This is a genomic window from Streptococcus vicugnae, from assembly GCF_016461705.1.
Classification (GTDB): Bacteria; Bacillota; Bacilli; order Lactobacillales; family Streptococcaceae; genus Streptococcus; species Streptococcus vicugnae.
This window is the reverse complement of the sequence record NZ_JAEMHW010000002.1, coordinates 133,136-158,412: the sequence shown is the minus strand read 5'-3', so window position 1 is coordinate 158,412 and position 25,277 is coordinate 133,136. Positions and strand designations below refer to the sequence as shown.

Below are 25,277 nucleotides of genomic sequence, written 5' to 3'. Positions count from 1 at the left end.
AAAAAAAGTTGGCTTCACACCAACTTTTTTTCTTTATTTAGATTTAATGTAGTTAACACCATCTGCTTTTGGCGCTACTGCTTTACCAAAGAACGCTGCCAAGACAATGATTGTCAATACATAAGGAGCGACTTTTAGGTAAACAGGTGGAATATTTGAGAAGAATGGTAATTGTGCACCGATAATAGCAAGTGATTGTGACAAGCCAAAGAATAAACTTGAAAGCATTGCTCCAACAGGATTCCAGCGACCGAAAATCATTGCAGCAAGAGCGATGAAACCAGGACCAGCGATTGTAGTAACCGCAAAGTTATTTGAAATGGTTTGAGCGTAGACAGCACCACCAATTCCTCCAAGGAAACCTGAAATCATAACACCTGCATAGCGCATAAGATAAACATTGATACCAAGTGTATCAGCAGCTTGTGGATGTTCACCAACTGAACGTAGACGCAAACCAAAGCGTGTTTTGAAAATGATAAACCATGAGATGAATGACACCAAAATTGCTACATAAGCAACTAGAGATGTATTGTTGAAGAAGATTTTTCCGATAACAGGAATATCTTTTAAAATTGGGAATGAGAATCGCCCAAATGTTTGAGTGATTGTATCTGTTTGTCCTTTACCAAACAAGTAACGACATTGGAAAACAGCAAACGATGGGGCAATCAAGTTCAATACTGTACCAGACACAACATGGTCAGCACGTAGGTTGATGGTTGCTACTGCGTGAATAAGTGAATATAAAACACCTACTAATCCAGCAACAATTGAAGCAACCCATGGTGTAGCATGTCCAAAGACATCAGCATAACTGAGGTTGAAAAGAACACCTGAAAAAGCACCCATCACCATGATTCCCTCAAGGCCAACGTTTACGATACCACCACGTTCAGAGAACGTTCCACCGATACTTGTAAAAATCAATGGTGCAGAATAAATTAGCATGGAAGAAACTAATAGGGCTAACATGGTTGAAAAACTCATCTTACTTTCCTCCTTCTTCTTTTTTAGTTTTAATAAATTGACGAATTAGGTAATCAGCTCCAACAAAGAAGATGATAAATGCTGATACAACATCGATAACTTCTGATGGAATACCAATCATCCCTGTCTTACCAATAGCAAGAACGGCGTATAGAAAGGCAGCAAATGGAATACCTACAGCTGAATTCACAGCAAGAAGCGATACGGCCATTCCGTCCCAACCAATACTCAATGAACTTGTTTGTGAGTACACATTTCCAAATGTTCCAAGCCCTTCAACTGTACCACCTAGACCAGCCAACGCACCAGAAATAATCATTGAAACAACAATCAAATGTTTAGCTGACATACCAGCATATTCAGCAGCATGTGGATTAATACCTACAGAAGTAATTTCATAACCAAGCGTTGTTTTACTCATCATAAACCAAACAATTAGAACAGCAAGTAAAGCAATGAAAATACCAATATTGATACGTGAATTATCAGTTAAAGCTGACAACCACTCAGTTTGATAAGAAGCATTTTTTGAAACTTTGATTGTTGCTTCAGTTGTACGCATGATACTATCTGGGAAAACATCTTGAATCAAATATTGAGTTCCGTATAAGATAATGTAGTTCATCATGATCGTTACGATAACTTCACTTGTTCCAAGGAAAGCTCGTAAAATACCAGGAATTGCTCCTGCAATACCACCAGCAACAAGACCAACCAAAACAGTACAGATTACTGAAATTGGTTTTGGTAAATCTGGAAATGACAGAGCAAACCAAACTGACATTACCCAACCCATTAACGCTTGACCTGGAAGACCAACGTTAAAGAAGCCAGCTTTTGAAGCTACTGAGAAACCAAGGGCAATCAGGATAAGTGGACCCATTGCACGGAAGATTTCCCCAACATTTTTAACAGTACCAAAAGCTGTATAAAGCAAATCATTATAAGCCCAGAAAGGATTATATCCAAAGCAAAGCATAAGGATTGCTCCAAGCAACATTCCTAGGAACACTGCAATTAATGGAACAGCCCATTTTTGGGTTTTCTTAGACATTAACATTAGAATCCTCCTTTTCCACTTTTCCACCAGCCATCAAAATACCAAGTTCTTGTTTATTGGTTGTGGCAGGGTCTAAGATACCTTGAATTTTACCATCATGAATAACGGCAATACGGTCGGAAACATCAAGGATTTCATCTAATTCAAAACTAATAACCAAAACGGCTTTACCCTTATCTCGTTCAGCAACTAAACGTTTACGGATATATTCAATGGCACCAACGTCAAGTCCACGAGTTGGTTGACTAACAATAAGCAAATCTGGGTTTCGATCGATTTCACGAGCGATAACTGCTTTTTGTTGGTTACCACCTGAAAGAGCACCACCAGAAACTAATTCACTTGCTGCACGAACATCAAATTCTTTCATCAACTTACGAGCATGTTCATTTAACTTATTATAGTTCATGAAACCATGTTTGCTAAATGGTTCTTTGTAGTAAGTTTGAAGGGCGATATTTTCAGCAATTGTCATGTCAAGAACCATACCATCACGATGACGATCTTCTGGGACATGTCCAACGCCAAGTTCTGTAATTTTACGAGGACGTTGATTTGTCATATCAGAACCTTTGATGAAGAATTGACCAGATTCAACTTTACGCAAACCTGTAAGAGCTTCAACTAATTCTGTTTGACCATTACCATCAATACCTGCAATACCAACAATTTCTCCTGCACGAACATCTAATGACAATTGTTTAACGGCTGGAACTCCACGGTTTTCGTTAACAACCAAGTCTTTGATTGAAAGAACGACATCTTTTGGATTGGCAGGAATCTTATCTGTTTTGAATGAAACAGCACGACCAACCATCATTTCAGCTAATTCATTACTTGTCGAATCAGCAACTGGAACTGTTTGAATTGATTTACCGTGACGAATAACTGTTACGCGATCTGCAACCGCACGAATTTCATCCAATTTGTGTGTGATTAAGATAATTGATTTTCCTTCTTTAACCAAATTACGCATAATATCGAGCAATTCAGTAATTTCAGAAGGCGTTAGAACAGCAGTTGGTTCATCAAAGATAATAATATCAGCTCCGCGGTAAAGTGTTTTTAAGATTTCAACACGTTGTTGCGCACCAACTGAAATATCAGAAATTTTGGCAGATGGATCAACCGCTAAACCGTATTTCTCAGACAGTTCTTTAATTTCTTTACTAGCTTTTTTAAGGTCAAGAACACCTGCGCCTTTTGTGACTTCATTACCTAAGATAATGTTTTCAGCAACTGTAAAAGCTTCTACCAACATAAAGTGTTGGTGAACCATTCCGATACCCATTTTAGCTGACTTAGATGGAGAATCAAGTACTGCTTCTTCACCTTTTACTAAGATTTGACCACTTGTTGGTTGCAAAAGGCCAGCAAGCATATTCATCAAAGTCGATTTACCGGCTCCATTTTCTCCAAGAAGAGCGTGGATTTCACCTTTTCTGACTTGTAAATTAATATGGTCATTTGCGACAAAATCACCGAATTTTTTGGTAATCTCACGCATTTCTATGACGTTTTCTTGTGTCATGTGTGATCCCTTTCAGTCTAATAATAATTTTTAGGTCAGTTAAGCCCATTAAAAACTAACATTAATGAACTTAACTGAGATAAAAATACATTTTATCTCAGCCCCTGAAAAAAGGCGACCAATTTGGTCGCTTTTTCATAAGAGCGATTATTTGTTTACGCCATCGTCAACTTTGACTTCGCCTTTGATAACTTTATCTTTTGCAGTTTCTACAGCAGATTTAATGTTATCAGGAAGGTTTTTAGTAACAAGATCTACACCACCGTCTTTAAGGCCGTATGTTTTAGTTGTGTTACCGTCAAATTTATCACCTTTAAGTTGATCATTAGCGATATCTTTAACAACTTGACCTACTTCTTTGATTGTTGAAGTCAAAACGAAGTTTGATTTCACTTTATCAGATGATGTGTAGTTACCTTCTTCAGTTTGGTCACGGTCTACACCAATAACCCAAACTTTTTTGTCGCTATCAGCAGGCAATTTTTCATTGATTTCTTTAGCTTGTGAGAAGACACCAGTACCTGAACCACCAGCAGCATGATAGATTACATCTGCACCGCTAGCATACATTGTTGCAGCGATTGTTTTACCTTTAGCAGAATCAGAGTAAGAACCAGCATATTGAACGTCAACTTTGATTGAACTATCAACTGAAGCAACACCTTCTTTGAATCCAGTTTCGAAACGAGTGATTGTATCAGATTCAACACCACCTACGAAACCAACGTGTTTAGTTTTTGTTTGCATTGCTGCAGCGATACCTGCAAGGTAAGCACCTTCGTTATCAGCGAACAATACACTTTCAACATTTTTGTGGTCTGCTACAACGTCATCAATGATAACATAGTTTGTTTTTTCATTTTGTGGAGCAGCTTCATCAACAGCATCGTGAAGGTTGTAGCCAATTGCAAAAACAAGGTTGTAGCCGTTTGAAACAGCTGAATCAAGGTTTGTTGCATAGTCTGACTCACTATCAGATTGGAAGTAAGTGTAGTCAGTATCTTTTTTCAATTTGTTTTCTTTACCCCAAGCTTGCATACCTTCCCAAGCAGATTGGTTAAATGATTTATCATCAACACCACCTGTATCAGTAACGATTGCAGCTTTTACGCTTGAGTTTGAGCTAGAGCTAGATGAATTTGAACGACTACATGCGCCAAGCGCTAATGTTGCTACTGCAGCAAGTCCAAGACCAACAATTTTCTTGTTCATGAAAAATGAACCCTCCTAAAAAACTTATAAGCAACTTTTGTTGCTAAAATCTATCAAGCCAAATGGCTTAATGAACACTCTGAAAATAGACTCCAAAAAGTCTACAACACTGTGGCAATGTTACCACCTGACCGTCGTCACGACCGTCCACAATCAAAAATAAATTATCGTTTGAAGTTCTTCTAATTAATGATTAGTAGCTACCTTCTGCAGCAGTTTCACCATTAACAATTGCAACACCAGATGAAGCACCAATACGAGTTGCACCAGCTTTAACAAAAGCTTCTGCATCAGCATATGAACGAGCACCACCAGCTGCTTTTACACCAACGTTTGGTCCAACTGTTTTACGCATAAGCGCAACATCATGAACGTTTGCACCAGCAGTTGAGAAGCCAGTTGATGTTTTAACGTAATCAGCACCAGCTGCAACTGATAATTGACAAGCTTTTACTTTTTCTTCATCAGTCAAGAGACAAGTTTCGATGATAACTTTAACCAATTTATCACCACTTGCTTCAACAACAGCACGAATATCATTTTCAACAAAGTCATATTGTTTTGCTTTCAATTGACCGATATTAATAACCATGTCAATCTCATCCGCACCATTTTCAATAGCATCTTTTGTTTCAAATGCTTTAACACGACTTGTGTTAGCTCCTAAAGGAAAACCAATAACTGTACAAACTTTAACATCTGAATTTTTTAAAGCTTGGGCAGCGTGTGATACCCAAGTTGGATTAACACATACGCTAGCAAAGTTGTATTCTTTCGCTTCAGCAATAAGATTATCGATTTGATCTTGAGTGCTTTCAGGTTTCAATAAAGTGTGATCAATGTATTTGTTAATAGACATTAATTTAATTTCCGTTCCTTCCTGAAAATGTTTTTTTCATTTCATTAATAATTACACTCTACCTATTCTACCATTTTTTTGATAGAATGTAAGTCTTTTTTGCTATTTTTTTAATAAACAGCAAAAATGGCAAAATCCGAAAATTCATTAAAACGCTTTTTTGTTTCTTTTTTATCTATAAACCTTGTTAAAGACTTGTTTTTGTACAAAATGTGACACATGTGTCACATGTCATATTCGGTATTTCTGAACATTTTTATATTATTCTACTATAAACAACAAGTTTTTACGAATATAAAATCTTACTTTTTTGATACTGTGAGCGCTTTAAATTAGTGTATTTTATGATTTTTATGTGAATAATTATACTTTAAAAAGTGACCTTTGTGTCATAATTATTCTATGACATTTGTCACAAAGCCTGTTATTGTAGGAATTCAATAAAAAAATCTCTATCAAACTAGAATCAATATCTAATTCAATAAAGATTTTTTATTCACTTATTAATTTTTTCACTGCGCAAAATATAATAGCCTTTGTCACGTTTTAAAATCTCAACATTTCCAAAAACTTCTTCCATTTTCGCTTTAGCACTTGGGGCTCCTTGTTTTTTCTGAATCACAATTGTTAGATTCCCGCCTGCATTTAAGTAGTTGATACTTTCAGATATAATAGTATGAACTACTTGCTTACCAGCTCGAATTGGTGGATTACTAATGATATAATCAAATGTTCCATTCACTTTTTCGTAAATATTTGATTGGAAGATATCGGCACAAACACCATTTTTTTGTGCATTTTGCTTAGCCAAATCAATAGCACGGTTATTAATGTCAACCATAGTTGGCTTAACACCCTGAACTTTAGCTAATGAAATTCCTAGCGGACCATAACCACAGCCAAGATCTAAAAGAGTTTTCCCTTTTTCAAAATCTAAGGTATTTAAAAGGACTTGACTTCCATAATCGATCATTTTTTTAGAAAAAACACCTGAATCAGTTAAAAAAGTGAAACATTCTCCAAGCAATGTAACTTTTAGTTCATGAATATCATGAGCACTATCAGGGTTTTCTGCATAATACATTTTAGTCATTCTTCTATCACTTTCTCTTATAATGCACTTCTATTTTATCATACTCTTCTATCATATCAAACGTTGTAACTGTTTTCAATCCTTCTTTAAAATGCTATAATAAGGTACATAACCTCTTTAAGGAGTTTCGTATGACCAACGAATTTATTAATTTTGATCTTATTTCTCGTGAAACTTGGCAGGAGTTACATCGTAAGACTCAGCCACTTCTTACTGCTGAGGAACTTGAATCAATTAAAAGTTTGAATGATAACATCAGTATTCAAGACGTTATTGAAGTTTATCTTCCTTTGATAAGTTTGATTCAAATCTACAAAAATGCTCAAGAAAACCTATCCTTTTCAAAAAGCATTTTCTTAAAAAAAGAAGCGAGCAATCGACCTTTTATTATCGGAATCTCTGGTTCTGTAGCCGTTGGGAAATCAACAACAAGTCGTCTTTTACAACTTCTCCTGTCTAGAACATTTAAAGATAGCAAGGTTGAAATGGTGACAACAGATGGCTTTATTTATCCAAATAAAGAGTTAATCGAGCGAAATATTTTAGATCGTAAAGGTTTCCCTGAAAGTTATAATATGGAACTTCTTCTAAACTTCCTAGATACTGTTAAAAACGGAATGACTGCTCATATTCCAGTATATTCACATGAAGTTTATGATATTATTCCTGACCAAGAACAAATAATTGAGGCACCAGACTTCTTAATTGTTGAAGGTATTAACGTTTTCCAAAATCAAAAGAATAAGCGTATCTATATGACTGGTTACTTTGACTTTTCTATTTATATTGACGCTGAAAATGATTTAATTGAAAAATGGTACTTAGAACGTTTCGATAGTTTACTTGAATTAGCTAAAACAGATCAGACTAATTACTATAATCGTTTCGTAAAAATGCCTCACCAAGATGCTTTAGAGTTCGCTAAAATGGTCTGGAAAACGGTTAATCTTGTCAATCTTGAAAAATATATTGAACCAACTCGCAATCGTGCCGAATTGATTTTGCACAAGACATACAACCACAAAATCGATCGAATTTACTTGAAAAAATAAGTAAATTTTCCTGAAACAATGATTAAGGCTTGCCAAAACGCAATAAATTCTATATAATAATGTAGTTAGATTAATTTGGAGGTGAAAACATTGGCAAATATTAAATCAGCTATCAAACGCGCTGAACTTAACGTTAAACAAAACGAAAAAAATTCAGCACAAAAATCAGCTATGCGTTCTGCTATCAAAGCATTTGAAGCTAACCCATCTGAAGAGCTTTTCCGTGCTGCTTCTGCAAGCATCGATAAAGCTGAATCAAAAGGTTTGATTCACAAAAACAAAGCTAGCCGCGATAAAGCACGTCTTGCTGCTAAATTGGCTAAATAATATCCAATGAAAACTCCAAATGGAGTTTTTCTTTTTTCTAATGAACACTCTTACAAACTAAAAGGGATGCTGATTAGCGTCCCTTTTCTATTTACCAAAATTGTGTCGATTGAAACGAACCTCAAATATCGTTCCTTTTGGATGATTATCTTTGACTTGAATATCACCTTTTAAGGCATCAACAATTTGTTTTGCTAATGATAATCCAAGACCAAACCCACCTTTTTGACGTGTTCTAGCTTTATCAATGCGATAAAAGCGGTCAAAGATTTTCTCTTTATCAGCATCACTAATACCAGGTCCATTATCAGAGATTGTCAAAATCGTTTGACGTTCTGTTGTCTTAACAGTAAATTCGATAAAACCATCATCATCAGTGTACTTAATAGCATTATCAAATAAGATAGTCATCAATTGTTTGAGCAGCGTCTTATCAGATTTTATTGGACGATCAGCTGAATTGTGAGCAACAAATGTTTTGCCATTTTCTTTGGCAATCATATTGTAATTCTCAAAAATTTCGTTAAAAGTAGATGGTTGAATCTCTTCCAATTCAACTTTCAAGCCATCGTCTCGTCTAGCAAGATTCAAAAGATTCGTTGTTAAAATCCTCATATTTCGAACCTCATCCAGACTTGCCGCGATACTTTCACTATTATCAAGAATCGTTGCATTAGGTCGTCTGAACAAACTTTCAAGTCGATTTTGAAGCACGGCTAATGGTGTTCGTAATTCATGACTAGCATTTTCGACAAAGCGTTTTTGTTTTTCATAACTTTCTAGAATTGGCTTACGTGTCCAGTTAGCTAAGTAGACACTTGCCAAAATAGAAATCATCCAGAAAATAATCATAACTGAAATGGTAATCGTTACATAACGTTCATTTGCCTCATCAAGTTGGCTAACACTAATCAAGAAGGTTGCATACTCAATTGAGGGATAATCACTGCTGTACACCCTTACAGTTAAAACGTGATATTTTTCCGTTTGACCAAAGATGGTTGTCATCTTTTCATCTTTAATCTCGCCAACCGAATCCTCATCTACACTCGAAGTCAGGGTTCCAAATTGAACGAACGCATCGATAGCGTTAACAATTTTCCCATTTGTATCATACAGCAAAACACTGACATTACTTAAACTTGCAATGTTTGATCTTGGTTTGCTCTTTCCAGAATCACTAAAGTCATTATTGGATTGCAGAGAATCACTACGTTCCATCGTTCGTGTAACGTAGTCACTTGCATTGTCTGCTGCATTTTTCAAAGTAGTATCTACAGAAGAATACAGACCATATCTCATAATCTGCAAGATAATGGTAGTCATAATGATAAAGATCCCAGTAAATACCGCAAAGAAATGGAAAAAGTGAGAAAAAGTCCCAGTAGATATTTTTTTGTGTATGTTATTCAGCATCTTTTAGAATATATCCTACACTTCGTAGTGTTTGAAGATTATTAGCAAAGCTTGTGCCCTTTAACTTTTTACGAATCTTAGAAACGTAAACTTCTACGACAGAAATCGTCGTATCACTATCAAAGCCCCAAATACGATCAAAAATTTGAGATTTTGGTAAGATAACATTTTGGTTTTGTAAGAAATAAACCAATAAATCAAATTCTTTACCTAACAACTCAACTTTTTCGCCATTTACTGTTGTTGTGTTAGTTGATGTATCAGCAGTTAACTCGTGATAAGATAAAGTGTGGTCATTGAATTTACCTGAACGCTTCAAAAGTGCCTGAATACGCATCTTTAACTCTTCAAGATAGAATGGTTTCGTTAAATAGTCATCAGCACCTAGTTCAAAGCCATGTCCTTTGTCGTCAAGACTTTCTTTAGCTGTCATAATTAAAACTGGTGTTGTAATGCCATCTTCACGTAGTTCTTTAAGAACTTGGAAACCATCTTTTTCTGGCAACATTAAATCAAGCAAGATAAGATCATAAACACCACTTTCTGCTTCATATAATCCTTCTTCACCGTCAAAAACTTGCATAACATCAGCAAAATCGTCTAAAAAATCAAAGATTGAATTTGACAAGCTCAAATCATCTTCTACTAATAAAATCTTAATCATATATCTGCTCCCTTATTCATCTTATTATATCATGACTTAACCCTTTGGTCTAAGTATTTAATGCAATTTATTTAGTCTATCAAAAGAATATCGAATTGAGCTTAAGATTTCCTAAAAGGCAGAAAAAAAGCGTCTGAGTTTTCACTCAAACGCCTCTTTATCACTGCTTATTTAACTGCTGCTAGAGCTTCTTCAACAGCAACTTTACTTGTGCTAATTAAATCAAGACGAGCTGAGATTTCTTTAATACCCATTGTGATGTTACGGCTAATAGCCATATCATTCAATTGAGGTTCAAAGAAAGCTTTATACTCTTCAAGACGTTCAACTGTCTTGAATGAATTAGCTGGGTAGATAACAAATTTATCAAAACTCATATCGCCACCAAGTGCAGCTTTAATCCAATCCCAGTTTTCTCTAGCCCATGTCCAGAATGCACCTTGAGAGAATGTTTTATCAAGGAATGGACGGTACCAACTCATAGCTAAGTCTTGAGGTTTAACAACATCTTTATTTTTCAACTCAGCCAATACACGTTCAACTGTTGCATTATCTTTTGTATTTGACAAAGCAGATGCCAATTGACGTTTGAAGTTACCATCGTTTGTCTTCACATAAGTGTCAAGGTAAAGTGATACTAAATCTTCAGTTTCAGCATGTTTGACTTGGTTGGCAAGAACTGACATACGGATTGATGCTGGAATGGCTTCAATATTATCTTTGTGTTGATGGAAGATTGCTTCAGCTTTTGTAACAGCATCTTCATTATCAGCATACAACATCAATGAAATAGTATTTTGTCGAACCATCTCATCTTCATCAGATTCACCAGCTTTTGGTTCAAAACCTAAACGATCGTAGTTTTTTTGCATCAAACGACTAATCAAGGCTTTGAATTGAGCTTGTGCTTGACTTCCTTCGTCTAAGAAGATATCCAAACCATCAACAACTTGAGAAATAGCTTCTGCTACCAAGTATGATGTTTCATCAGAAAGTTTTGTTAATAATGGCACTAACTCAGCGTATGAGATTTCGCCACTTTCAGCAAGCAAACGACGTTCTTGGATTACTTGAAGTTTTGAAACTGTATCAAGTTCAGTCAATTGTTCAAGAACTGTATCTAACAACTCACCTTTGTAGTTTGTGATATAGTGGGCTGTATTTTCTGTATTGAGACGGAAAGCTCCATCATTTTCAGAAGCAAGTTTGCTGTAATTAGGAATTTCAAGACGAGCTTCTGTTAAAGTATCTGGAAGACCTTTCCAATTGCTATTTAATGGAATTGGCCAAATACGATTTTCATCAACACTTTCACCAATAAAGAATTGTTTTTGACTAAGAACAAGTGTATTATCAACAACTTCAGCAGTCACAACAGGGTAACCAGGTTGTTCTAACCATGCATCCATGAAAGCAGCAACATCTTTTCCTGATGCTTCTGACAAAGCATCCCAAAGGTCACAACCGATTGTATTGCTATACTGGTGTTTTTCAAAGTAGATTTTAAGACCAGCACGGAAATCTTCATCACCTAACCAACGACGAAGCATGTGCATCAAGCGACTACCTTTAGCGTAAACAATAGCTGGATCAAACAATGTATTGATTTCATCAGGGTGTTTGACTTCAACGTGAACAGATTGAACACCATCAGTTGCATCACGTTTAAGCGCTAATGGAAGACCTCCTGTTTGGAAATCTTCGAAGATATTCCATGATGGTTCGATAGCATCAACAGAGACATATTCCATCATATTGGCGAATGATTCATTCAACCATAGGTCATCCCACCATTTCATTGTAACAAGGTTACCGAACCATTGGTGAGCTAATTCGTGAGCAACAACAAGGGCTACGCTTTGACGACTCTTAACTGTTGAGTTTTCATCAACAAGAAGATAAACTTCACGGTATGTTACTAAGCCCCAGTTTTCCATAGCTCCCGCTGAAAAGTCAGGAAGCGCAACGTGGTATGACAATGGAATTGGGTATTTAACACCAAAGTATTCTTCGTAAAAGTCAATGACACGAACAGCAATGTCTAGTGAAAAATCTAGAGATTTAAGAGCATGTGCTTTTGTTGAGAAAACTCCTACTTCAGTACCGTTTTTAGTTTTAGCGGTTTTACCTTGCAAATCACCAAGAGCGAAAGCCAACAAGTATGATGACATGCGTGGTGTTGTATCAAATGTCCAAAGACCAGTTTCCTTACGACGATCAGCATCAACTTCAGGCATATTTGAAAGAACAATCTCACCTTCAGTTTGGTCAAATTTGATACTTAAATCAAATGTTGCTTTAGCTTCTGGTTCGTCAACACATGGAAATGCTTCACGCGCAAAGTGACTTTCAAATTGAGTTGAAATGACTTCTTTTTTAACCCCATCAACTGTGTAATATGATGGGTAAATACCAGTCATGTTATCAGTGATATTACCTGAAAACTCAACAACAAGTGTCATTGTTCCAGTTTCTGGTAATTCAACATGGACAGCTTCATTATCATTATCAATCGTAAATTCAAGATTTTGATTGTCTAACAAAACAGAAGCAACTGTCAAATCTTTTTGGTGGAATGAAATAACATTATCTAAAGCTTCACCACTAATGGCAACGTTACCTGAAAAAGTTTTGTCTTGACGATTAATATCAAGGAAAATATTATAATTTTCAGGAACAAACTTTTCAATAAAATGTTCTACAGTTTTCATATAACTCCTTTAAAACGTAGAATGAGGACCAGTATACTGCTTCCCCATATCACCTAATCTTTTAAAAATTAAATCGGATGATGGATTGTATAATAAATGAAAATTCAGAAAACGACAATACCATCAAACTTCATCATTATATCACAAAATATGATATATGTCAGTTTTAAAAAGCCTATTGAAAAAGACTGCCTAATAGACAGTCTTTTAAACTTTTACAATTCAATAATTTTTCCTGTTTTAAGGTAAATAACCCATTCACAAAGGTTACGAGCATAATCACCGATACGTTCTAAGTAAGTAATTACTTGAAGATACTCTTTACCAGCAAATACAGTATCTGGTTGTTGACGAATAGATTCAACAGCCATATTTTGAATTTCTTTAAAGTAATTATCAATGACTTCGTCAGAAGCCGCAACTTCATAAGCACGTTCTTCTTCACCTGTCACATAAACATCAAGAGCTTCTTCTACCATGTTACGAACGGCTTTACCCATTTTTTTGATTTCTGCTTCTACTTCTGGCAAACGTTCTTCACCTTTTACACGAATAGTGGCTTTTGCAATTGACGCTGCATGGTCACCCATACGTTCTACGTCACTAGAAGCTTTCAATACGGTAATAACAGTACGTAAATCTTGTGAAACAGGCTGTTGTAGGGCAATGATTTCAAGAGATTTTTTCTCAAGTTTTGTTTCGAAATTATTGACAATTTCGTCACCTTCAATAACTTCTTTAGCCAATTCACGGTCATGGCTAATAAAAGCACGAACTGTCTTGTTAATTTGTGATAACACTTCAGTACCCATAGCGTAGAACTGGTTATGTAATTTTTCTAATTCATCATCAAATTTTGATCTCAACATAATATCATCTCCTTTTGAGTGTTCCCAAAACTAACCAAATTTACCAGTAATATAATCTTCAGTTTCTTTGCATTTAGGATCCATGAACATTTCATGAGTTTTACCATATTCAATGAGTTTTCCATCCAGGAAGAAACCTGTACGATCTGAAATACGTGATGCTTGTTGCATTGAACGTGTCACAAGAAGCATTGTATACTTATCTTTCAAACCATAAAGTGTATCTTCGACCTTACCCGCTGAGATAGGGTCAAGAGCTGATGTTGGCTCATCAAGTAAAATGATTTTTGGACTTGTCGCTAAAACGCGCGCGACACAAACACGTTGCTGCTGACCACCAGACAAGCCAAGGGCTGAATCATGCAAACGATCTTTGACCTCATCCCAGATTGAGGCACCAATCAAAGAACTTTCAACTGCTTCATCCAAAATTTGCTTATCCTTGATTCCTTTTAAACGCAAACCATAAACAACATTTTCATAAATTGACATTGGAAATGGGTTAGGTTGTTGGAAAACCATTCCGATTTCTTTACGAAGTTCAACAGTGTCTGTTCTTGGACTGTAAATGTTATGTCCATTATAAACGATTGATCCTGTTAGGGTTACTTCAGGGTTCAAGTCCCCCATTCGATTAATTGAACGTAATAGTGTTGATTTTCCTGAACCAGATGGACCAATCAATGCAGTAATTTCATTAGGATAGAAATCCATAGAGACATTATTGAGCGCTTTTTTCTTATTATAGTAAACAGATAAGTCTCTTACTTTTAAAATAGGTTCTGTCATGTCATGCCTTTCTAACCAAAGTGTCCTGATACATAATCGCTAGTTGATTGCAATTTGGCATTTTGGAAGATATTATTCGTTGTGTCGTATTCGATTAAATCTCCCAAATAGAAGAAGGCTGTATAATCACTAGCACGTGCAGCTTGTTGCATGTTATGAGTAACAATAATGATTGTGTAATCTTTTTTCAACTCAAACATCGTATCTTCCAGTTGCATTGTCGCAACTGGGTCAAGGGCTGATGCAGGTTCGTCCATTAAAAGAATATCTGGTTTCACTGCAATAGCACGAGCAATACACAAACGTTGTTGCTGACCACCTGAAAGTGTAAAGGCTGATTTGTGCAAATCATCTTTTACTTGATCCCAGAGAGCAGCTTGTTTTAAAGAAGTTTCAACAATTTCATCTAAAAATTGTTTATCTTTGACACCTGCACGCTCATAGGCAAATGTAATATTTTTATAAATTGATTTAGCAAATGGATTTGGTCGTTGGAAAACCATTCCGATGTGCTTACGCATTTCGTAAACATTAATGTTTTTAGCATTAACATCAATACCTTCGTACAAAATTTGACCTGTAACTTTTGCAATATCAATTGTATCATTCATACGATTTAGGCTACGAAGAAAAGTTGATTTACCACATCCTGAAGGACCGATAAGAGCAGTAATTTTATTTTTTTCAAACTGCATATCAATTCCTTTGATAGCTTCTTTTTGACCGTAGTAAACATGAAGATCTTTTGTCGCTAAAGCTAGTTTGTCTTCAGGAAAAGTAATAATATGTCGTTCATCCCAGTTATATTTTGTCATCTCTTCTCCTTTATTTTGCTGACGTTAATTTAGCGTGAAGTTTTTTACCGATATAACGTGCTGAGAGGTTGAAAATTAAGATGAAAATCAAGAGAACTGCAGCACTACCTTGTGACACTTGAGTAGCATCAGGGATTGTTCCTTCACTATTAACTTTCCAGATATGAACAGCCAAAGTTTCGGCTTGGCGGAAAATTGAAATCGGACTTGTAATACTTAGCGGATTCCAATTTGACCAATCAAGCGCTGGAGCTGATTGACCAGCAGTATAGATAAGAGCTGCTGCTTCACCAAAGATACGTCCTGAAGCAAGAACAATACCAGTAACAATACTTGGCAAAGCTTCTGGAATAACCACGTGAACAACTGTTTCCCAACGCGATAAACCTAGAGCAAGCCCTGCTTCACGTTGTGTGTGGTGAACATTACGAAGACCATCTTCAACATTACGCGTCATCTGAGGAAGGTTGAAAACCGTAAGCGCAAGAGCACCAGAAATAATTGAGAATCCATATTGGAATTGAACTACAAAGATGAGGTAGCCAAACAAACCAACAACAACTGAAGGTAATGATGAAAGGATTTCAATACATGTTCTGATAAAGTTAGTAAAACGCCCTTTTTTAGCGTATTCAGATAAGTAAATACCTGCTCCCATTGATAATGGAATAGAAATCATCAATGTGATTACCAAAAGAAAGAGGGAATTATATAACTGAATCCCTATACCACCACCAGCTTCATATGACGATGACTTACCTGTCAAGAATGACCAATTGACATGAGGTAATCCATTAACCAAGATATATAGTAATAATGATGCCAAAATAGCAACAATAATTCCAGCAATTGTATAGAGAATTCCTGTTGCTAACTTATCAAATTTCTTAGCGTGCATAGTTTCTCTTTCTTTCTCTTGTAATAAATTTCACGAGCATGTTAAAGCCAAGACTCATAATGAGCAAGACTAAAGCAAGTGACCAAAGAACATTATTTTGGACAGTTCCCATAACAGTATTACCAATACCCATTGTTAGAACTGAAGTTAGGGTTGCCGCTGGAGTTGTTAGTGAAGTTGGAACAACTGCTGAGTTACCAACAACCATTTGAATAGCCAAGGCTTCACCAAAGGCACGAGCCATACCAAAAATAACTGCGGTAAAGATACCAGGTCTAGCAGCATTCAAAATGACACGCCAGATGGTTTGCCAACGAGTTGCCCCCATCGCTAAACTTGCTTCCTTATAGTGTCTTGGTACTGCTTTTAAACTATCAATTGTCATAAACGTAACCGTCGGTAAAATCATGACAAATAAAACACAGACACCAGACAAAATACCGAAACCAGTTCCACCAAAAATAGAACGTGTAAATGGCACAATAACTTGTAGTCCAATGAACCCATAAACAACAGATGGAATACCTGTCAATAATTCAATTGCTGGTTGAAGAATTTTAGCTCCATATTTTGGAGAAATTTCTGTCATAAAGACTGCTGCACCAATAGCAATCGGTGTTGCTATCAAGGCAGACAAAATTGTTACAATAAATGATCCCAAAATCATTGGAAGGGCTCCAAATGATCCTGAACTTGGATCCCATTTACTTCCAAAAAGGAATTTGATTGGGTTAACACCGTCAACGAAGAAAGTTGATAACCCTTTTTGAGCAACAAAGATTAAAATCATTGCAACAATGAAAACAATCAGTACTAAACAAAAGAATGTTATTCCTTTTCCAAACTTCTCAAGGCGAGAATTTTTTGAAGGCGTTGTTAACTGTTTCTCAAGATCTTGATTTCTCATAGTATCTCCTTATTTTGCTGTAACAGTGCCATCTGCTGATTTGGTAACTTTCATATCGTTAACTGAAATATACCCCATCTGTTCAACGACACCTTTTTGGACATCATCACTCATGACGTAGTCCAAAAATTCTTTAGTCAAACCAGTTGGTTTACCTTTCGTATACATATGTTCATAAGACCAGAGTGGCCAGTTATTTTTTGTTACATTTTCAGCAGTTGGTTTGTAGCCGTTCAAACGAATTATCTTAACGGAACTATCTACATAGGCAAAAGCAAGATAAGAAATAGCTCCTGGAGTCTGCGAAACAATAGATTTAACCATACCATTTGAGTCTTGCTCTTGACTTTGAATAGCCGGATCACCTTTCATGATAACACTATCAAAGGTCGCACGAGAACCTGAACTTGCAGCACGGTTGATAATAGAAACGGCTAAATCCGGACCACCAACTTCTTTCCAGTTCGTAATCTTACCAGTAAAGATTTGATGTAACTGATCTGTCGTTAGATTGTTAACTGAAACTTTCTTGTTAACAATAACCGCAAGTCCTGCTACTGCTACTTGGTGATCAACCAACTTATCAGCATTAATACCTTCTTTTTCTTCCGCGAAAACATCGCTGTTACCAATTTGAACAGCCCCTGACTGAACTTGTGAAAGACCTGTACCAGATCCACCACCTTGGACATTGACTGTTTTTCCAACATTAGTCGATCCAAATTCATCTGCGGCAGCTTCTACCAATGGTTGCAAAGCTGTCGATCCGACACTTGTAATCGACTGACCTTTATCAATCCAGCTTGCGCAGCCAGACAGTGCAAAGGTAACTGAGGTAACTAGCAATAAAAAGCTAAGAATTTTCATTTTTTTCATTTGCGATTCCTACTTATTTGAAAATAAAAAGTAATTAACATGAAGTGTTACAAATACCTCACAAGGAAATAGTATCACATCACTGAAACCTTGAAAAGTGGTTTTCAACCTATGTCACTCAAAAATTGTACCTATAACAGTTTATGGATTAAAGCGAAGTCCTTTTGGAAAGTAATTTTTCAGAATATTTCCAGTAATTTTTGCAAAACCTATGCCGTTGCCGTTTATCGAAACTAAATACCAGCCATTTTTTAAGCTTTGTTCTAAGTTTATGACATTTCCTGTAACATAAACCTTGAACTGTTCTATATCAATTTCTACAAACTGTTCTACGTCATTTGGTGAAAGAGCCAGTCCTAATGCAAAGGATGGTTCGAAGCGATTTTTCTTAAATGTTCCAAGATGAAGTCCATTGCGAGCAATTTTCAATTTTCCCAAATCTGGTAATCCTTCAGGCAGTAAATAAAGATTATCACCAAAGGTTTGAAGAAGCCCTTTTAAGTCAAGCTTAAGATGTTTTTTCGCAAAATCTTGCCACAATTTTTGTTGATCTTTGGTTAAGTTCGATTTAACAGCTTTGACTTTTCGTTGAACAGGTTCACGCGTGTCTCGAAGTTTTGCAACAAACTGCCCTTCACCTTTGAATCGATGAGGATACATACGAGCAACTTCTGGCATGTTAATTCCTTCAGCCATCCCGTTGATTTTCTCAATCGGAACAAGCTCAAGGTTGTCGTATTCTGATAGTAACCAATTTACCACCCCTTCATTTTCCTCAGGAGACCATGTGCATGTTGAATAAACAAGTGTACCACCTGGAGCAAGCATTTTCATTGCTTCTTCTAAGATTTCCTTTTGGAGACTGGCACATTCAGCTGGATATCCTTCATGCCAATATTGTGTCGCTGAAGGGTCTTTTCGGAACATTCCTTCTCCAGAACAAGGACCATCAAAGACAATCAAGTCAAAGTACTCTTTGAAAACTTTTGCTAATCTATCTGAGCTTTCATTGGTCACCACAACATTTTTTGCACCAAATCGTTCGACATTCTCAACAAGGATTTTACTGCGCTTGTTAGAAATCTCATTGCTGACTAGAACACCAGTATTGTTCATATAACTGAGAAGGTGAGTTGATTTTCCACCAGGTGCTGCAGCTAAATCAAGTACTCGCATGTTTTCCTTGGGTGCTGCTACTTGAGCAACCATCTGAGCAGCAGGTTCTTGAGAATAAACCAGTCCTGATACATGTTCAGGTGACTTACCTGATACTTTTCCATAGTGGCCCCACGGAGTGTCAGGAATCGGTGATTCAAAAGTCTGCTGAGCATTTTTAAGAGGATTTACACGAAATCCAGAAACAGCTTCTTGATCAAAAGTTGCAAAGAAATCATCTGCTTCTTGTCCAAGAAGATTACGGTATTTTTCAATAAATTTATCAGGTAATTTCATACTTATATGATAACAATTTCACATGTGTTTTACAACTTTAAGACAAGCATATGACTGATTTAATCAGCAATTTAGTCAATAAAAAGCAGTTCTTATATTCGAACTGCTTTGTTTGTTTATAAAAATTTTAAATCTATCTCATCGTCACAAATTCTTCGGCTCCTGTTGGATGAATGGCTACCGTATTATCAAAATCCTCTTTAGTAGCTCCCATTTTGATAGCAACTGAGAAGCCTTGAATCATTTCATCAACACCGTAGCCTATACCGTGCAAACCAATAATTTTCTCATCCTCACCTAGAGTAACCAATTTCATTTTACTTGGTTGGCGATGATTACCTAGAGCAGTATACATGGGCGTAAAAGTTGAGCGATAAACTTTAATCTTATCTGCTCCAAATACTTCAGTAGCTTTTTCTTCCGAATAGCCAATAGAACCAATCGCTGGATGGCTAAAAATGACTGTGGCAACGTCTTTATAATCCATTTTTGCATTTGGTTTGTTGTTAAAAAGACGCTCTGATAATTGTCTTCCTGCCTTAACTGCTACTGGCGTTAATTCAAGTTTGCCATTAACATCTCCTAGAGCGTAAATACCGTCAACAGAGGTGTTTTCATAGGCATCTGTTTTAATGAAACCTTCTTTGGTTAATTCTACTCCTGTTTTTTCAAGTCCGAATCCACTCACATTTGCTTTACGGCCAATTGCCCAAATGATAGCGTCTACCGTGTAAGATTCGCCATTTTCTAAAATTAACGTCAAAGAGTCATCATCATTTTTAATAACTTCTTTTGGAATTGAGTGCGTATGTAATTGTGGACCACTTTCGGCCATGTATTTAACAAGGGATTCAACAATTTCTTTATCAAACGTACGAAGTGGTCGTTCATTACGAACAAAAAGGTCCGTCTTTGAACCAAGTGTATGTAAGACTCCGGCAAGTTCAACAGCAATGTAGCCAGCTCCAACAACAGCAACGCTATTTGGAAGACTGTCTAAGGCAAAAAAGTCATCTGAAATCATGCCGTATTCAGCACCTGGAATATCAGGATAAAGAGCATGACCACCAGTCGCAATCAAAATATGCGGAGCTGTATAGTATTGACCAGCAACTTCAACCGTATGAGAATCAACAAAATTAGCATAGTCATAAACACGCTCAACACCATTGTTATCAAATCCGCGTTCATAAGAGCCATGAATACGGTCAATATAAGCCTCGCGATTAGCTTTTAAAGTTTTGAAATCAAAGGTAGTATCAGCCGTGTGAAAACCATATTCGCTAGCGTATGTCTGAATCGTCTCAGCGACCTGAGCCCCGTACCACATCACTTTTTTAGGAACACATCCTAAATTGACACAAGTACCACCAACTTCTTTCGCTTCAAAAAGAATCACCTTAGCACCATGCATGGCTGCGCGATTAGCTGAAGCAATCCCACCAGAACCACCGCCAATAACAATATAGTCATATTGCTTAACGTCCATATATTCTCCAAATCTAATTTTTGATAAAATCTAAAATTGCTTCTTCTGACAACGACGAATCACACACCACTTTAACATGACCAGCTTTGGCAACTAATAATCCTGGTACTGTTGGAACATCATATGCTGTTCTTAAGTCTTGAATATCAGAATCGACTGCTTCACTATTTATAAAGTAAACAGTAAGTTGATTATCTTTAGCAACTTGAGTTAACTTCGGTTCAAAGCGGCGACAATATGGACAACTAGGGCGACCAATAAAGAGAATAAAACCTTCTGCTACTTCTAAACACTTTTTAGCTTCTTGTGCAGTAATTTCTGTAAAAAATGATGCAAATGATGTCATCTGAATACCCCCTGTAGAAAACTTAATAATCGATGTAATTGATAAATTAATGGCGAATAAAAGCACTGTCATCAACGTCACTATTATCTGAAATATAACGTTCAACTGTCATATGCAAATCATATTTATCGCGCAATTTCGCTAAAGTAGTCATCATTGGTGAAGCATGGTGAATATCAAGGGCTTCTTGATTTTCCCAACTATCAATCAATAAAACTGTCTCAGTTTCTTTAGCCGGAAAGAAATAGTCATAACGTAAATTACCTTTTTCAGCACGAATAGCATCTGCTATACCAGATTTTTCCATTTCTTCCACAAACTGTCTAGCACTGCCGTTTGCACCTTTATAATACAAATTAACTGTAATTGCCATATGGTCACCTTTTTCTTTTTTCTCCATTTTAATAAATTTTGAAAACTGTTTCAAATAATTTGCACGCCAAAAAAGAGATTGAGAAATTTTACCTCAACCTCTTTTTGAATATAAAGTGATTAGCCTAATGCCACATCCATCACCATCATGATAACAAACCCAACCATTAATCCAAGAGTTGCCATATCAGTATTCCCATTCGTCTGTGATTCAGGAATCAACTCTTCAACAACAACGAAAATCATGGCACCAGCTGCATAGGCCAGAGCATACGGAATAATTTGTAGCATAATAATCACTAGCGCTGCTCCTAAAACAGCTCCAATAGGTTCAACAATTGCTGACATTGACCCCAAGAAGAAAGCTCGCAACCGTGAACTGCCATCAGCTCGAATCGGAATCGACAACGCAGCACCTTCAGGGATATTTTGCAAACCAATCCCAATAGCAAGACCAATAGCACCAATAAGTGCCGAACTAGTCATATTACCAGAAGCCAAAGCTCCAAAAGTAACACCGACCGCTAGACCTTCTGGAAAATTATGAATAGTAATCGCTAAAAAGAGAAGAGCTGTTTTTGATAGTTTTTTCTTTGGTTGAATCCCTTCAGCTTCAGACACTTCTAACCCCAAGTGTAAGTGTGGGACAAGGGCATCAATCAAACGAAGACTAAAACCACCTAATAAAAAGCCAACTGCTGCAGGTACCCAAGCAAAATTACCATAATCAGCCTTAGCATAAGAAAGTGCTGGGTCAAGCAAAGACCAAAAGGACGCTGCAATCATTACTCCGGCAGCAAACCCCATCATGACATCAAGTAATTTGCGACTAACTTTGGTAAAGAAAAAGACAACAGCAGACCCTACAATGGTACAGCCCCATGTAAATAGACCTGCTAACAAGGCTAAAAGGACAACATTTTGTGTCATTAGCCAATTCATCATAAAAAATCTCCTTTTAAAAAAATTATTTAATTAAAACGTTTTCTATTAAATTACTCCTATTTTATCACAGATATAAAAGAAAAACCTAGAAAAATACTAGGTTTTAGATAAATAAGTTTGTATCGTTGATAATTTTGCTTTTGGAACAAACATGACTTTCTGACGTTGTGAAAAATCAGGCTCTTTCCCTTCTATCGTCAGTAAAACATACCCCAGCTTCTCACCCATCACCTTTGCTGCAGCGTAGTCCCAAGGTTGAATGTATGAAAAGTAAGCCAACAATTGCCCTGCCATGACAGCAGCCATACTGATACCAGCACCGCCATAGACTCGAACACCTAAAGTTTGCTCAATCATGTCGTGAAGGCCGTGATAATTACTTGCGAACATGTTAGCATTACAGCCTACCAAAAAACGGTTCAGTGGTCGATCTTTAAATGGTGATAATTTTTTGTCATTCACACAAACGTCAAATTGGCCACCACCGCTATACAACAAATCATTCATTACATCGTAAATCAATCCAAACTGACCAATACCATTCTCATAATAAGCAATCATGACAGCGAAATGTGTAGCTTGCGCCACAAAATTAACTGTTCCATCAATTGGGTCTAAGACCCAAACATTGCCATCAGTGATATTATGATGCACACCATTTTCCTCAGCCAAAATATGATCATCAGGGTAGACTTGTTTAATGTTAGCGATTAACAATTCCTGCGTTTCTTTATCTAAATTGGTTACCAAATCATCAAAGCGTGTTTTTTCTTCGATTTCAAGCTCGTTAACCATATTAGATTTGATAAAGTCACCCGCTTCACGAATCAGTTTTTTAGCAAATTGAAACTTATTTTCCAAGGGAAATGTATCCTTTCTCCTTTGCTTTAGCAGCTTTTACGGCTTGATAAGTTGAGTAGCCACTGCTTTGTTGAAATTCGCGATCAATTTGTTTTTCTTGTGCTTTACTTTTAACAATCGTTTTAAATGTTGCATAGCTATCTAATAAATCACTGACAGCAACTTTTGTTTCATATGCGGCTTCAACCTGATTTAAAAAATGAAGCACTGATGCTATCTCTTCAGTGCTCCAAGACAAATCAAGTGGATAGCTGTAATTTTTCATACAAAGATCTTCCAAACTTCTGAGAAAAGCCTATTTTCCTCTCTACATCAAGAGAATTCAAGAGTTCTTACTAAGAAGTTATTCCTTTCTAATTCTATCCTTCAATTTCTGCTTTTATCGTTGCATCACGTAGTTCTTGTTTACGATAATCACGTGGTAAAAAAGCACGAATTTCATCTTCGTTAAATCCGATTTGCATACGTTTGTTGTCCAAAATAATTGGACGGCGAAGCAAGCCAGGATTTTTCGCAATTAAATCAATCAATTCTGAAACTGATAACTCGTCAAGGTCGATATCTAACTTTTGGAATACTTTTGAACGAGTTGAAATAATATCTTCTGTTCCATTTTCTGTAAAGGCCAAAATAGCCATTAATTCATCGCGACTAAGAGGACTGGTAATGATATTGTGTTCTTGAAATTTAACATCGTGTTCATTAAGCCAAGCTCGTGCTTTTCGGCAGCTTGTACAACTTGGTGACAAAAATAAAGTAATCATAAAACCACCTCTCTAATCTTCTCAACTTAATTATACAAAATTTTAAAAAAGTTTTCTATTTTTTCCCCAATTTTGGGCAATTTCTTTATCAATTTTTAAGCGCTTAACTAATTCATCAGCTCCTGAGAATTTTTCCATGCCTCGAATCTTGTCTAACCAAATAATCTCGACGGTTTCTCCATAAATATCTTCATCAAAATCAAAAATATTTGCTTCAAGTCGTAAATCTTGACCACCAAATGTGACATTTTTACCAATACTTGTCATTGAACGGTAGCGTTTTCCTGAAACAATGATATCTGACACATAAACGCCATCACCAGGAAGATAAACTCGGTCTAAAACAGCTAAGTTCGCTGTTGGAAATCCAATTGTACGGCCACGCGCATCTCCGTGAACCACAATTCCTTTAATTGAGAATTCATAGCCTAAAAGGCGATTAACTTCAGAAACATTCCCTAATAAAATTTCCTGACGAATTCTAGTTGAGCTAATCTTTTTACCATCGTCTTGAACTTCTGGCACTACTATCACTTGACCATCAAAAATTTCTGTCAAATCATTAGCATCTTTACGATCATGTCCGAATTTATAGTCAAAGCCAACAACAATTGTTTTTGCGCGTAAGGCTTTGATATAAGTTTCAAGAAATTCTTTTGATGTTTTTTTTGAAAAATCAGATGTGAAATCAATTAAGTAGAGATCAGTTACACCATATTCAGAAAATTTTTCATAACGTTTTTCTGGTGAAGTCAAATTCAATAATAACTCAGGTGTAAAGCGAGCAAAAGCTAAACGCGGTGATTCATTGAAAGTCAAAACAGTTAACTCCAACTGATCACGTTTTGCAATTTCTCTCGCTTGATCAAACAAAGCTTTGTGGCCCTTGTGAAGACCATCAAAGTATCCCAATACTAAAACACTATCTCGAGTACGTTTGATATCTCGAGCATCTTTTATTTGTTGAATATTCATTTTT

The 25,277-nt window shown here is 36.4% G+C and carries 26 protein-coding genes; 2 read left to right on the top strand and 24 right to left on the bottom strand.

Going from position 1 to position 25,277, the window contains the following annotated elements:
• Positions 1-33: 33 nt before the first annotated feature.
• From JG537_RS04285 to JG537_RS04260, 6 genes are all read right to left on the bottom strand, one after another.
• The gene (locus JG537_RS04285; RefSeq protein WP_132869553.1) at positions 34-990 is read right to left on the bottom strand and encodes an ABC transporter permease; all 957 of its coding nucleotides are present in this window, start codon (positions 988-990) and stop codon (positions 34-36) included.
• 1 nt (position 991) lies between these two features.
• A complete protein-coding gene (locus JG537_RS04280; protein ID WP_199543909.1) occupies positions 992-2,044 on the bottom strand; it encodes an ABC transporter permease in 1,053 nt (350 codons plus the stop codon).
• Positions 2,037-3,581: an ABC transporter ATP-binding protein gene (locus JG537_RS04275; RefSeq protein WP_132869555.1), complete on the bottom strand. Its 1,545-nt coding sequence runs from the start codon at positions 3,579-3,581 to the stop codon at positions 2,037-2,039. Before JG537_RS04275 ends, JG537_RS04280 begins: the two co-directional genes overlap by 8 nt.
• 147 nt (positions 3,582-3,728) lie before the next feature.
• Complete coding sequence (locus tag JG537_RS04270) at positions 3,729-4,793, bottom strand: BMP family lipoprotein (RefSeq protein WP_199543906.1); 1,065 nt, start codon at positions 4,791-4,793, stop codon at positions 3,729-3,731.
• 193 nt (positions 4,794-4,986) lie between these two features.
• Complete coding sequence (gene deoC, locus JG537_RS04265) at positions 4,987-5,652, bottom strand: deoxyribose-phosphate aldolase (RefSeq protein ID WP_199543904.1); 666 nt, start codon at positions 5,650-5,652, stop codon at positions 4,987-4,989.
• A gap of 496 nt (positions 5,653-6,148) precedes the next feature.
• The gene (locus JG537_RS04260; protein WP_199543902.1) at positions 6,149-6,745 is read right to left on the bottom strand and encodes a class I SAM-dependent methyltransferase; all 597 of its coding nucleotides are present in this window, start codon (positions 6,743-6,745) and stop codon (positions 6,149-6,151) included.
• Positions 6,746-6,876: 131 nt separating this feature from the next.
• On the opposite strand from JG537_RS04260, the gene coaA reads away from it, so the two are divergent.
• Positions 6,877-7,797, top strand: a complete 921-nt coding sequence (gene coaA / locus JG537_RS04255) for a type I pantothenate kinase (protein ID WP_199543900.1) — start codon at positions 6,877-6,879, stop codon at positions 7,795-7,797.
• Positions 7,798-7,872: 75 nt separating this feature from the next.
• Positions 7,873-8,124, top strand: a complete 252-nt coding sequence (gene rpsT, locus JG537_RS04250; protein WP_004231769.1) for a 30S ribosomal protein S20 — start codon at positions 7,873-7,875, stop codon at positions 8,122-8,124.
• 87 nt (positions 8,125-8,211) lie between these two features.
• Here rpsT and JG537_RS04245 read toward each other — a convergent pair whose 3' ends face one another.
• From JG537_RS04245 to JG537_RS04160, 18 genes are all read right to left on the bottom strand, one after another.
• On the bottom strand, positions 8,212-9,540 hold the full coding sequence (locus tag JG537_RS04245; RefSeq protein ID WP_199543897.1) for a sensor histidine kinase: 1,329 nt from the start codon (positions 9,538-9,540) through the stop codon (positions 8,212-8,214).
• On the bottom strand, positions 9,530-10,204 hold the full coding sequence (locus JG537_RS04240; RefSeq protein WP_132869597.1) for a response regulator transcription factor: 675 nt from the start codon (positions 10,202-10,204) through the stop codon (positions 9,530-9,532). The genes JG537_RS04245 and JG537_RS04240 overlap by 11 nt, the downstream gene beginning before the upstream one ends.
• A gap of 167 nt (positions 10,205-10,371) precedes the next feature.
• Complete coding sequence (locus tag JG537_RS04235) at positions 10,372-12,915, bottom strand: M1 family metallopeptidase (protein ID WP_199543895.1); 2,544 nt, start codon at positions 12,913-12,915, stop codon at positions 10,372-10,374.
• A gap of 215 nt (positions 12,916-13,130) precedes the next feature.
• Positions 13,131-13,784 (bottom strand): phosphate signaling complex protein PhoU, encoded by a 654-nt coding sequence (gene phoU / locus JG537_RS04230; RefSeq protein ID WP_199543893.1) that lies wholly within the window; start codon positions 13,782-13,784, stop codon positions 13,131-13,133.
• 30 nt (positions 13,785-13,814) lie between these two features.
• Positions 13,815-14,573 carry a phosphate ABC transporter ATP-binding protein PstB gene (gene pstB, locus JG537_RS04225; RefSeq protein WP_074481746.1) on the bottom strand — a complete coding sequence of 253 codons (759 nt, stop codon included), beginning with the start codon at positions 14,571-14,573 and terminating at the stop codon, positions 13,815-13,817.
• Between the two features lie 11 nt (positions 14,574-14,584).
• The gene (pstB, locus tag JG537_RS04220; protein ID WP_132869216.1) at positions 14,585-15,388 is read right to left on the bottom strand and encodes a phosphate ABC transporter ATP-binding protein PstB; all 804 of its coding nucleotides are present in this window, start codon (positions 15,386-15,388) and stop codon (positions 14,585-14,587) included.
• A 10-nt stretch (positions 15,389-15,398) separates the two neighbouring features.
• Positions 15,399-16,286: a phosphate ABC transporter permease PstA gene (gene pstA / locus JG537_RS04215; RefSeq protein WP_132869215.1), complete on the bottom strand. Its 888-nt coding sequence runs from the start codon at positions 16,284-16,286 to the stop codon at positions 15,399-15,401.
• On the bottom strand, positions 16,276-17,193 hold the full coding sequence (gene pstC / locus JG537_RS04210; RefSeq protein WP_132869214.1) for a phosphate ABC transporter permease subunit PstC: 918 nt from the start codon (positions 17,191-17,193) through the stop codon (positions 16,276-16,278). Before pstC ends, pstA begins: the two co-directional genes overlap by 11 nt.
• A gap of 9 nt (positions 17,194-17,202) precedes the next feature.
• Complete coding sequence (locus JG537_RS04205; protein ID WP_199543890.1) at positions 17,203-18,069, bottom strand: phosphate ABC transporter substrate-binding protein PstS; 867 nt, start codon at positions 18,067-18,069, stop codon at positions 17,203-17,205.
• A gap of 141 nt (positions 18,070-18,210) precedes the next feature.
• On the bottom strand, positions 18,211-19,521 hold the full coding sequence (locus tag JG537_RS04200; RefSeq protein ID WP_199543888.1) for an RsmF rRNA methyltransferase first C-terminal domain-containing protein: 1,311 nt from the start codon (positions 19,519-19,521) through the stop codon (positions 18,211-18,213).
• Positions 19,522-19,654: 133 nt separating this feature from the next.
• Positions 19,655-21,010, bottom strand: a complete 1,356-nt coding sequence (gorA, locus tag JG537_RS04195; protein WP_199543883.1) for a glutathione-disulfide reductase — start codon at positions 21,008-21,010, stop codon at positions 19,655-19,657.
• A gap of 13 nt (positions 21,011-21,023) precedes the next feature.
• Complete coding sequence (locus JG537_RS04190; protein WP_199543881.1) at positions 21,024-21,356, bottom strand: DUF6568 family protein; 333 nt, start codon at positions 21,354-21,356, stop codon at positions 21,024-21,026.
• 46 nt (positions 21,357-21,402) lie between these two features.
• Positions 21,403-21,729 carry a putative quinol monooxygenase gene (locus tag JG537_RS04185; RefSeq protein ID WP_132869209.1) on the bottom strand — a complete coding sequence of 109 codons (327 nt, stop codon included), beginning with the start codon at positions 21,727-21,729 and terminating at the stop codon, positions 21,403-21,405.
• Between the two features lie 119 nt (positions 21,730-21,848).
• Positions 21,849-22,670, bottom strand: a complete 822-nt coding sequence (locus JG537_RS04180; RefSeq protein WP_199544529.1) for a ZIP family metal transporter — start codon at positions 22,668-22,670, stop codon at positions 21,849-21,851.
• A gap of 99 nt (positions 22,671-22,769) precedes the next feature.
• On the bottom strand, positions 22,770-23,534 hold the full coding sequence (locus JG537_RS04175; RefSeq protein ID WP_199543879.1) for an inositol monophosphatase family protein: 765 nt from the start codon (positions 23,532-23,534) through the stop codon (positions 22,770-22,772).
• Positions 23,524-23,799, bottom strand: a complete 276-nt coding sequence (locus JG537_RS04170) for a UPF0223 family protein (RefSeq protein ID WP_074481806.1) — start codon at positions 23,797-23,799, stop codon at positions 23,524-23,526. The genes JG537_RS04175 and JG537_RS04170 overlap by 11 nt, the downstream gene beginning before the upstream one ends.
• 94 nt (positions 23,800-23,893) lie before the next feature.
• A complete protein-coding gene (locus JG537_RS04165) occupies positions 23,894-24,298 on the bottom strand; it encodes a Spx/MgsR family RNA polymerase-binding regulatory protein (protein ID WP_006532216.1) in 405 nt (134 codons plus the stop codon).
• 42 nt (positions 24,299-24,340) lie between these two features.
• A complete protein-coding gene (locus JG537_RS04160; RefSeq protein WP_281402431.1) occupies positions 24,341-25,273 on the bottom strand; it encodes a bifunctional riboflavin kinase/FAD synthetase in 933 nt (310 codons plus the stop codon).
• Positions 25,274-25,277: the final 4 nt, after the last annotated feature.

Bases quoted from the DNA above. Each gene is read 5' to 3' on its own strand.
- JG537_RS04285 (WP_132869553.1), bottom strand. From the start codon at position 990: ATGAGTTTTTCAACCATGTTAGCCCTATTAGTTTCTTCCATGCTAATT.
- JG537_RS04280 (WP_199543909.1), bottom strand. From the start codon at position 2,044: ATGTCTAAGAAAACCCAAAAATGGGCTGTTCCATTAATTGCAGTGTTC.
- JG537_RS04275 (WP_132869555.1), bottom strand. From the start codon at position 3,581: ATGACACAAGAAAACGTCATAGAAATGCGTGAGATTACCAAAAAATTC.
- JG537_RS04270 (WP_199543906.1), bottom strand. From the start codon at position 4,793: ATGAACAAGAAAATTGTTGGTCTTGGACTTGCTGCAGTAGCAACATTA.
- deoC (WP_199543904.1), bottom strand. From the start codon at position 5,652: ATGTCTATTAACAAATACATTGATCACACTTTATTGAAACCTGAAAGC.
- JG537_RS04260 (WP_199543902.1), bottom strand. From the start codon at position 6,745: ATGACTAAAATGTATTATGCAGAAAACCCTGATAGTGCTCATGATATT.
- coaA (WP_199543900.1), top strand. From the start codon at position 6,877: ATGACCAACGAATTTATTAATTTTGATCTTATTTCTCGTGAAACTTGG.
- JG537_RS04245 (WP_199543897.1), bottom strand. From the start codon at position 9,540: ATGCTGAATAACATACACAAAAAAATATCTACTGGGACTTTTTCTCAC.
- JG537_RS04240 (WP_132869597.1), bottom strand. From the start codon at position 10,204: ATGATTAAGATTTTATTAGTAGAAGATGATTTGAGCTTGTCAAATTCA.
- JG537_RS04235 (WP_199543895.1), bottom strand. From the start codon at position 12,915: ATGAAAACTGTAGAACATTTTATTGAAAAGTTTGTTCCTGAAAATTAT.
- phoU (WP_199543893.1), bottom strand. From the start codon at position 13,784: ATGTTGAGATCAAAATTTGATGATGAATTAGAAAAATTACATAACCAG.
- pstB (WP_074481746.1), bottom strand. From the start codon at position 14,573: ATGACAGAACCTATTTTAAAAGTAAGAGACTTATCTGTTTACTATAAT.
- pstB (WP_132869216.1), bottom strand. From the start codon at position 15,388: ATGACAAAATATAACTGGGATGAACGACATATTATTACTTTTCCTGAA.
- pstA (WP_132869215.1), bottom strand. From the start codon at position 16,286: ATGCACGCTAAGAAATTTGATAAGTTAGCAACAGGAATTCTCTATACA.
- pstC (WP_132869214.1), bottom strand. From the start codon at position 17,193: ATGAGAAATCAAGATCTTGAGAAACAGTTAACAACGCCTTCAAAAAAT.
- JG537_RS04205 (WP_199543890.1), bottom strand. From the start codon at position 18,069: ATGAAAAAAATGAAAATTCTTAGCTTTTTATTGCTAGTTACCTCAGTT.
- JG537_RS04200 (WP_199543888.1), bottom strand. From the start codon at position 19,521: ATGAAATTACCTGATAAATTTATTGAAAAATACCGTAATCTTCTTGGA.
- gorA (WP_199543883.1), bottom strand. From the start codon at position 21,010: ATGGACGTTAAGCAATATGACTATATTGTTATTGGCGGTGGTTCTGGT.
- JG537_RS04190 (WP_199543881.1), bottom strand. From the start codon at position 21,356: ATGACATCATTTGCATCATTTTTTACAGAAATTACTGCACAAGAAGCT.
- JG537_RS04185 (WP_132869209.1), bottom strand. From the start codon at position 21,729: ATGGCAATTACAGTTAATTTGTATTATAAAGGTGCAAACGGCAGTGCT.
- JG537_RS04180 (WP_199544529.1), bottom strand. From the start codon at position 22,670: ATGAATTGGCTAATGACACAAAATGTTGTCCTTTTAGCCTTGTTAGCA.
- JG537_RS04170 (WP_074481806.1), bottom strand. From the start codon at position 23,799: ATGAAAAATTACAGCTATCCACTTGATTTGTCTTGGAGCACTGAAGAG.
- JG537_RS04165 (WP_006532216.1), bottom strand. From the start codon at position 24,298: ATGATTACTTTATTTTTGTCACCAAGTTGTACAAGCTGCCGAAAAGCA.
- JG537_RS04160 (WP_281402431.1), bottom strand. From the start codon at position 25,273: ATGAATATTCAACAAATAAAAGATGCTCGAGATATCAAACGTACTCGA.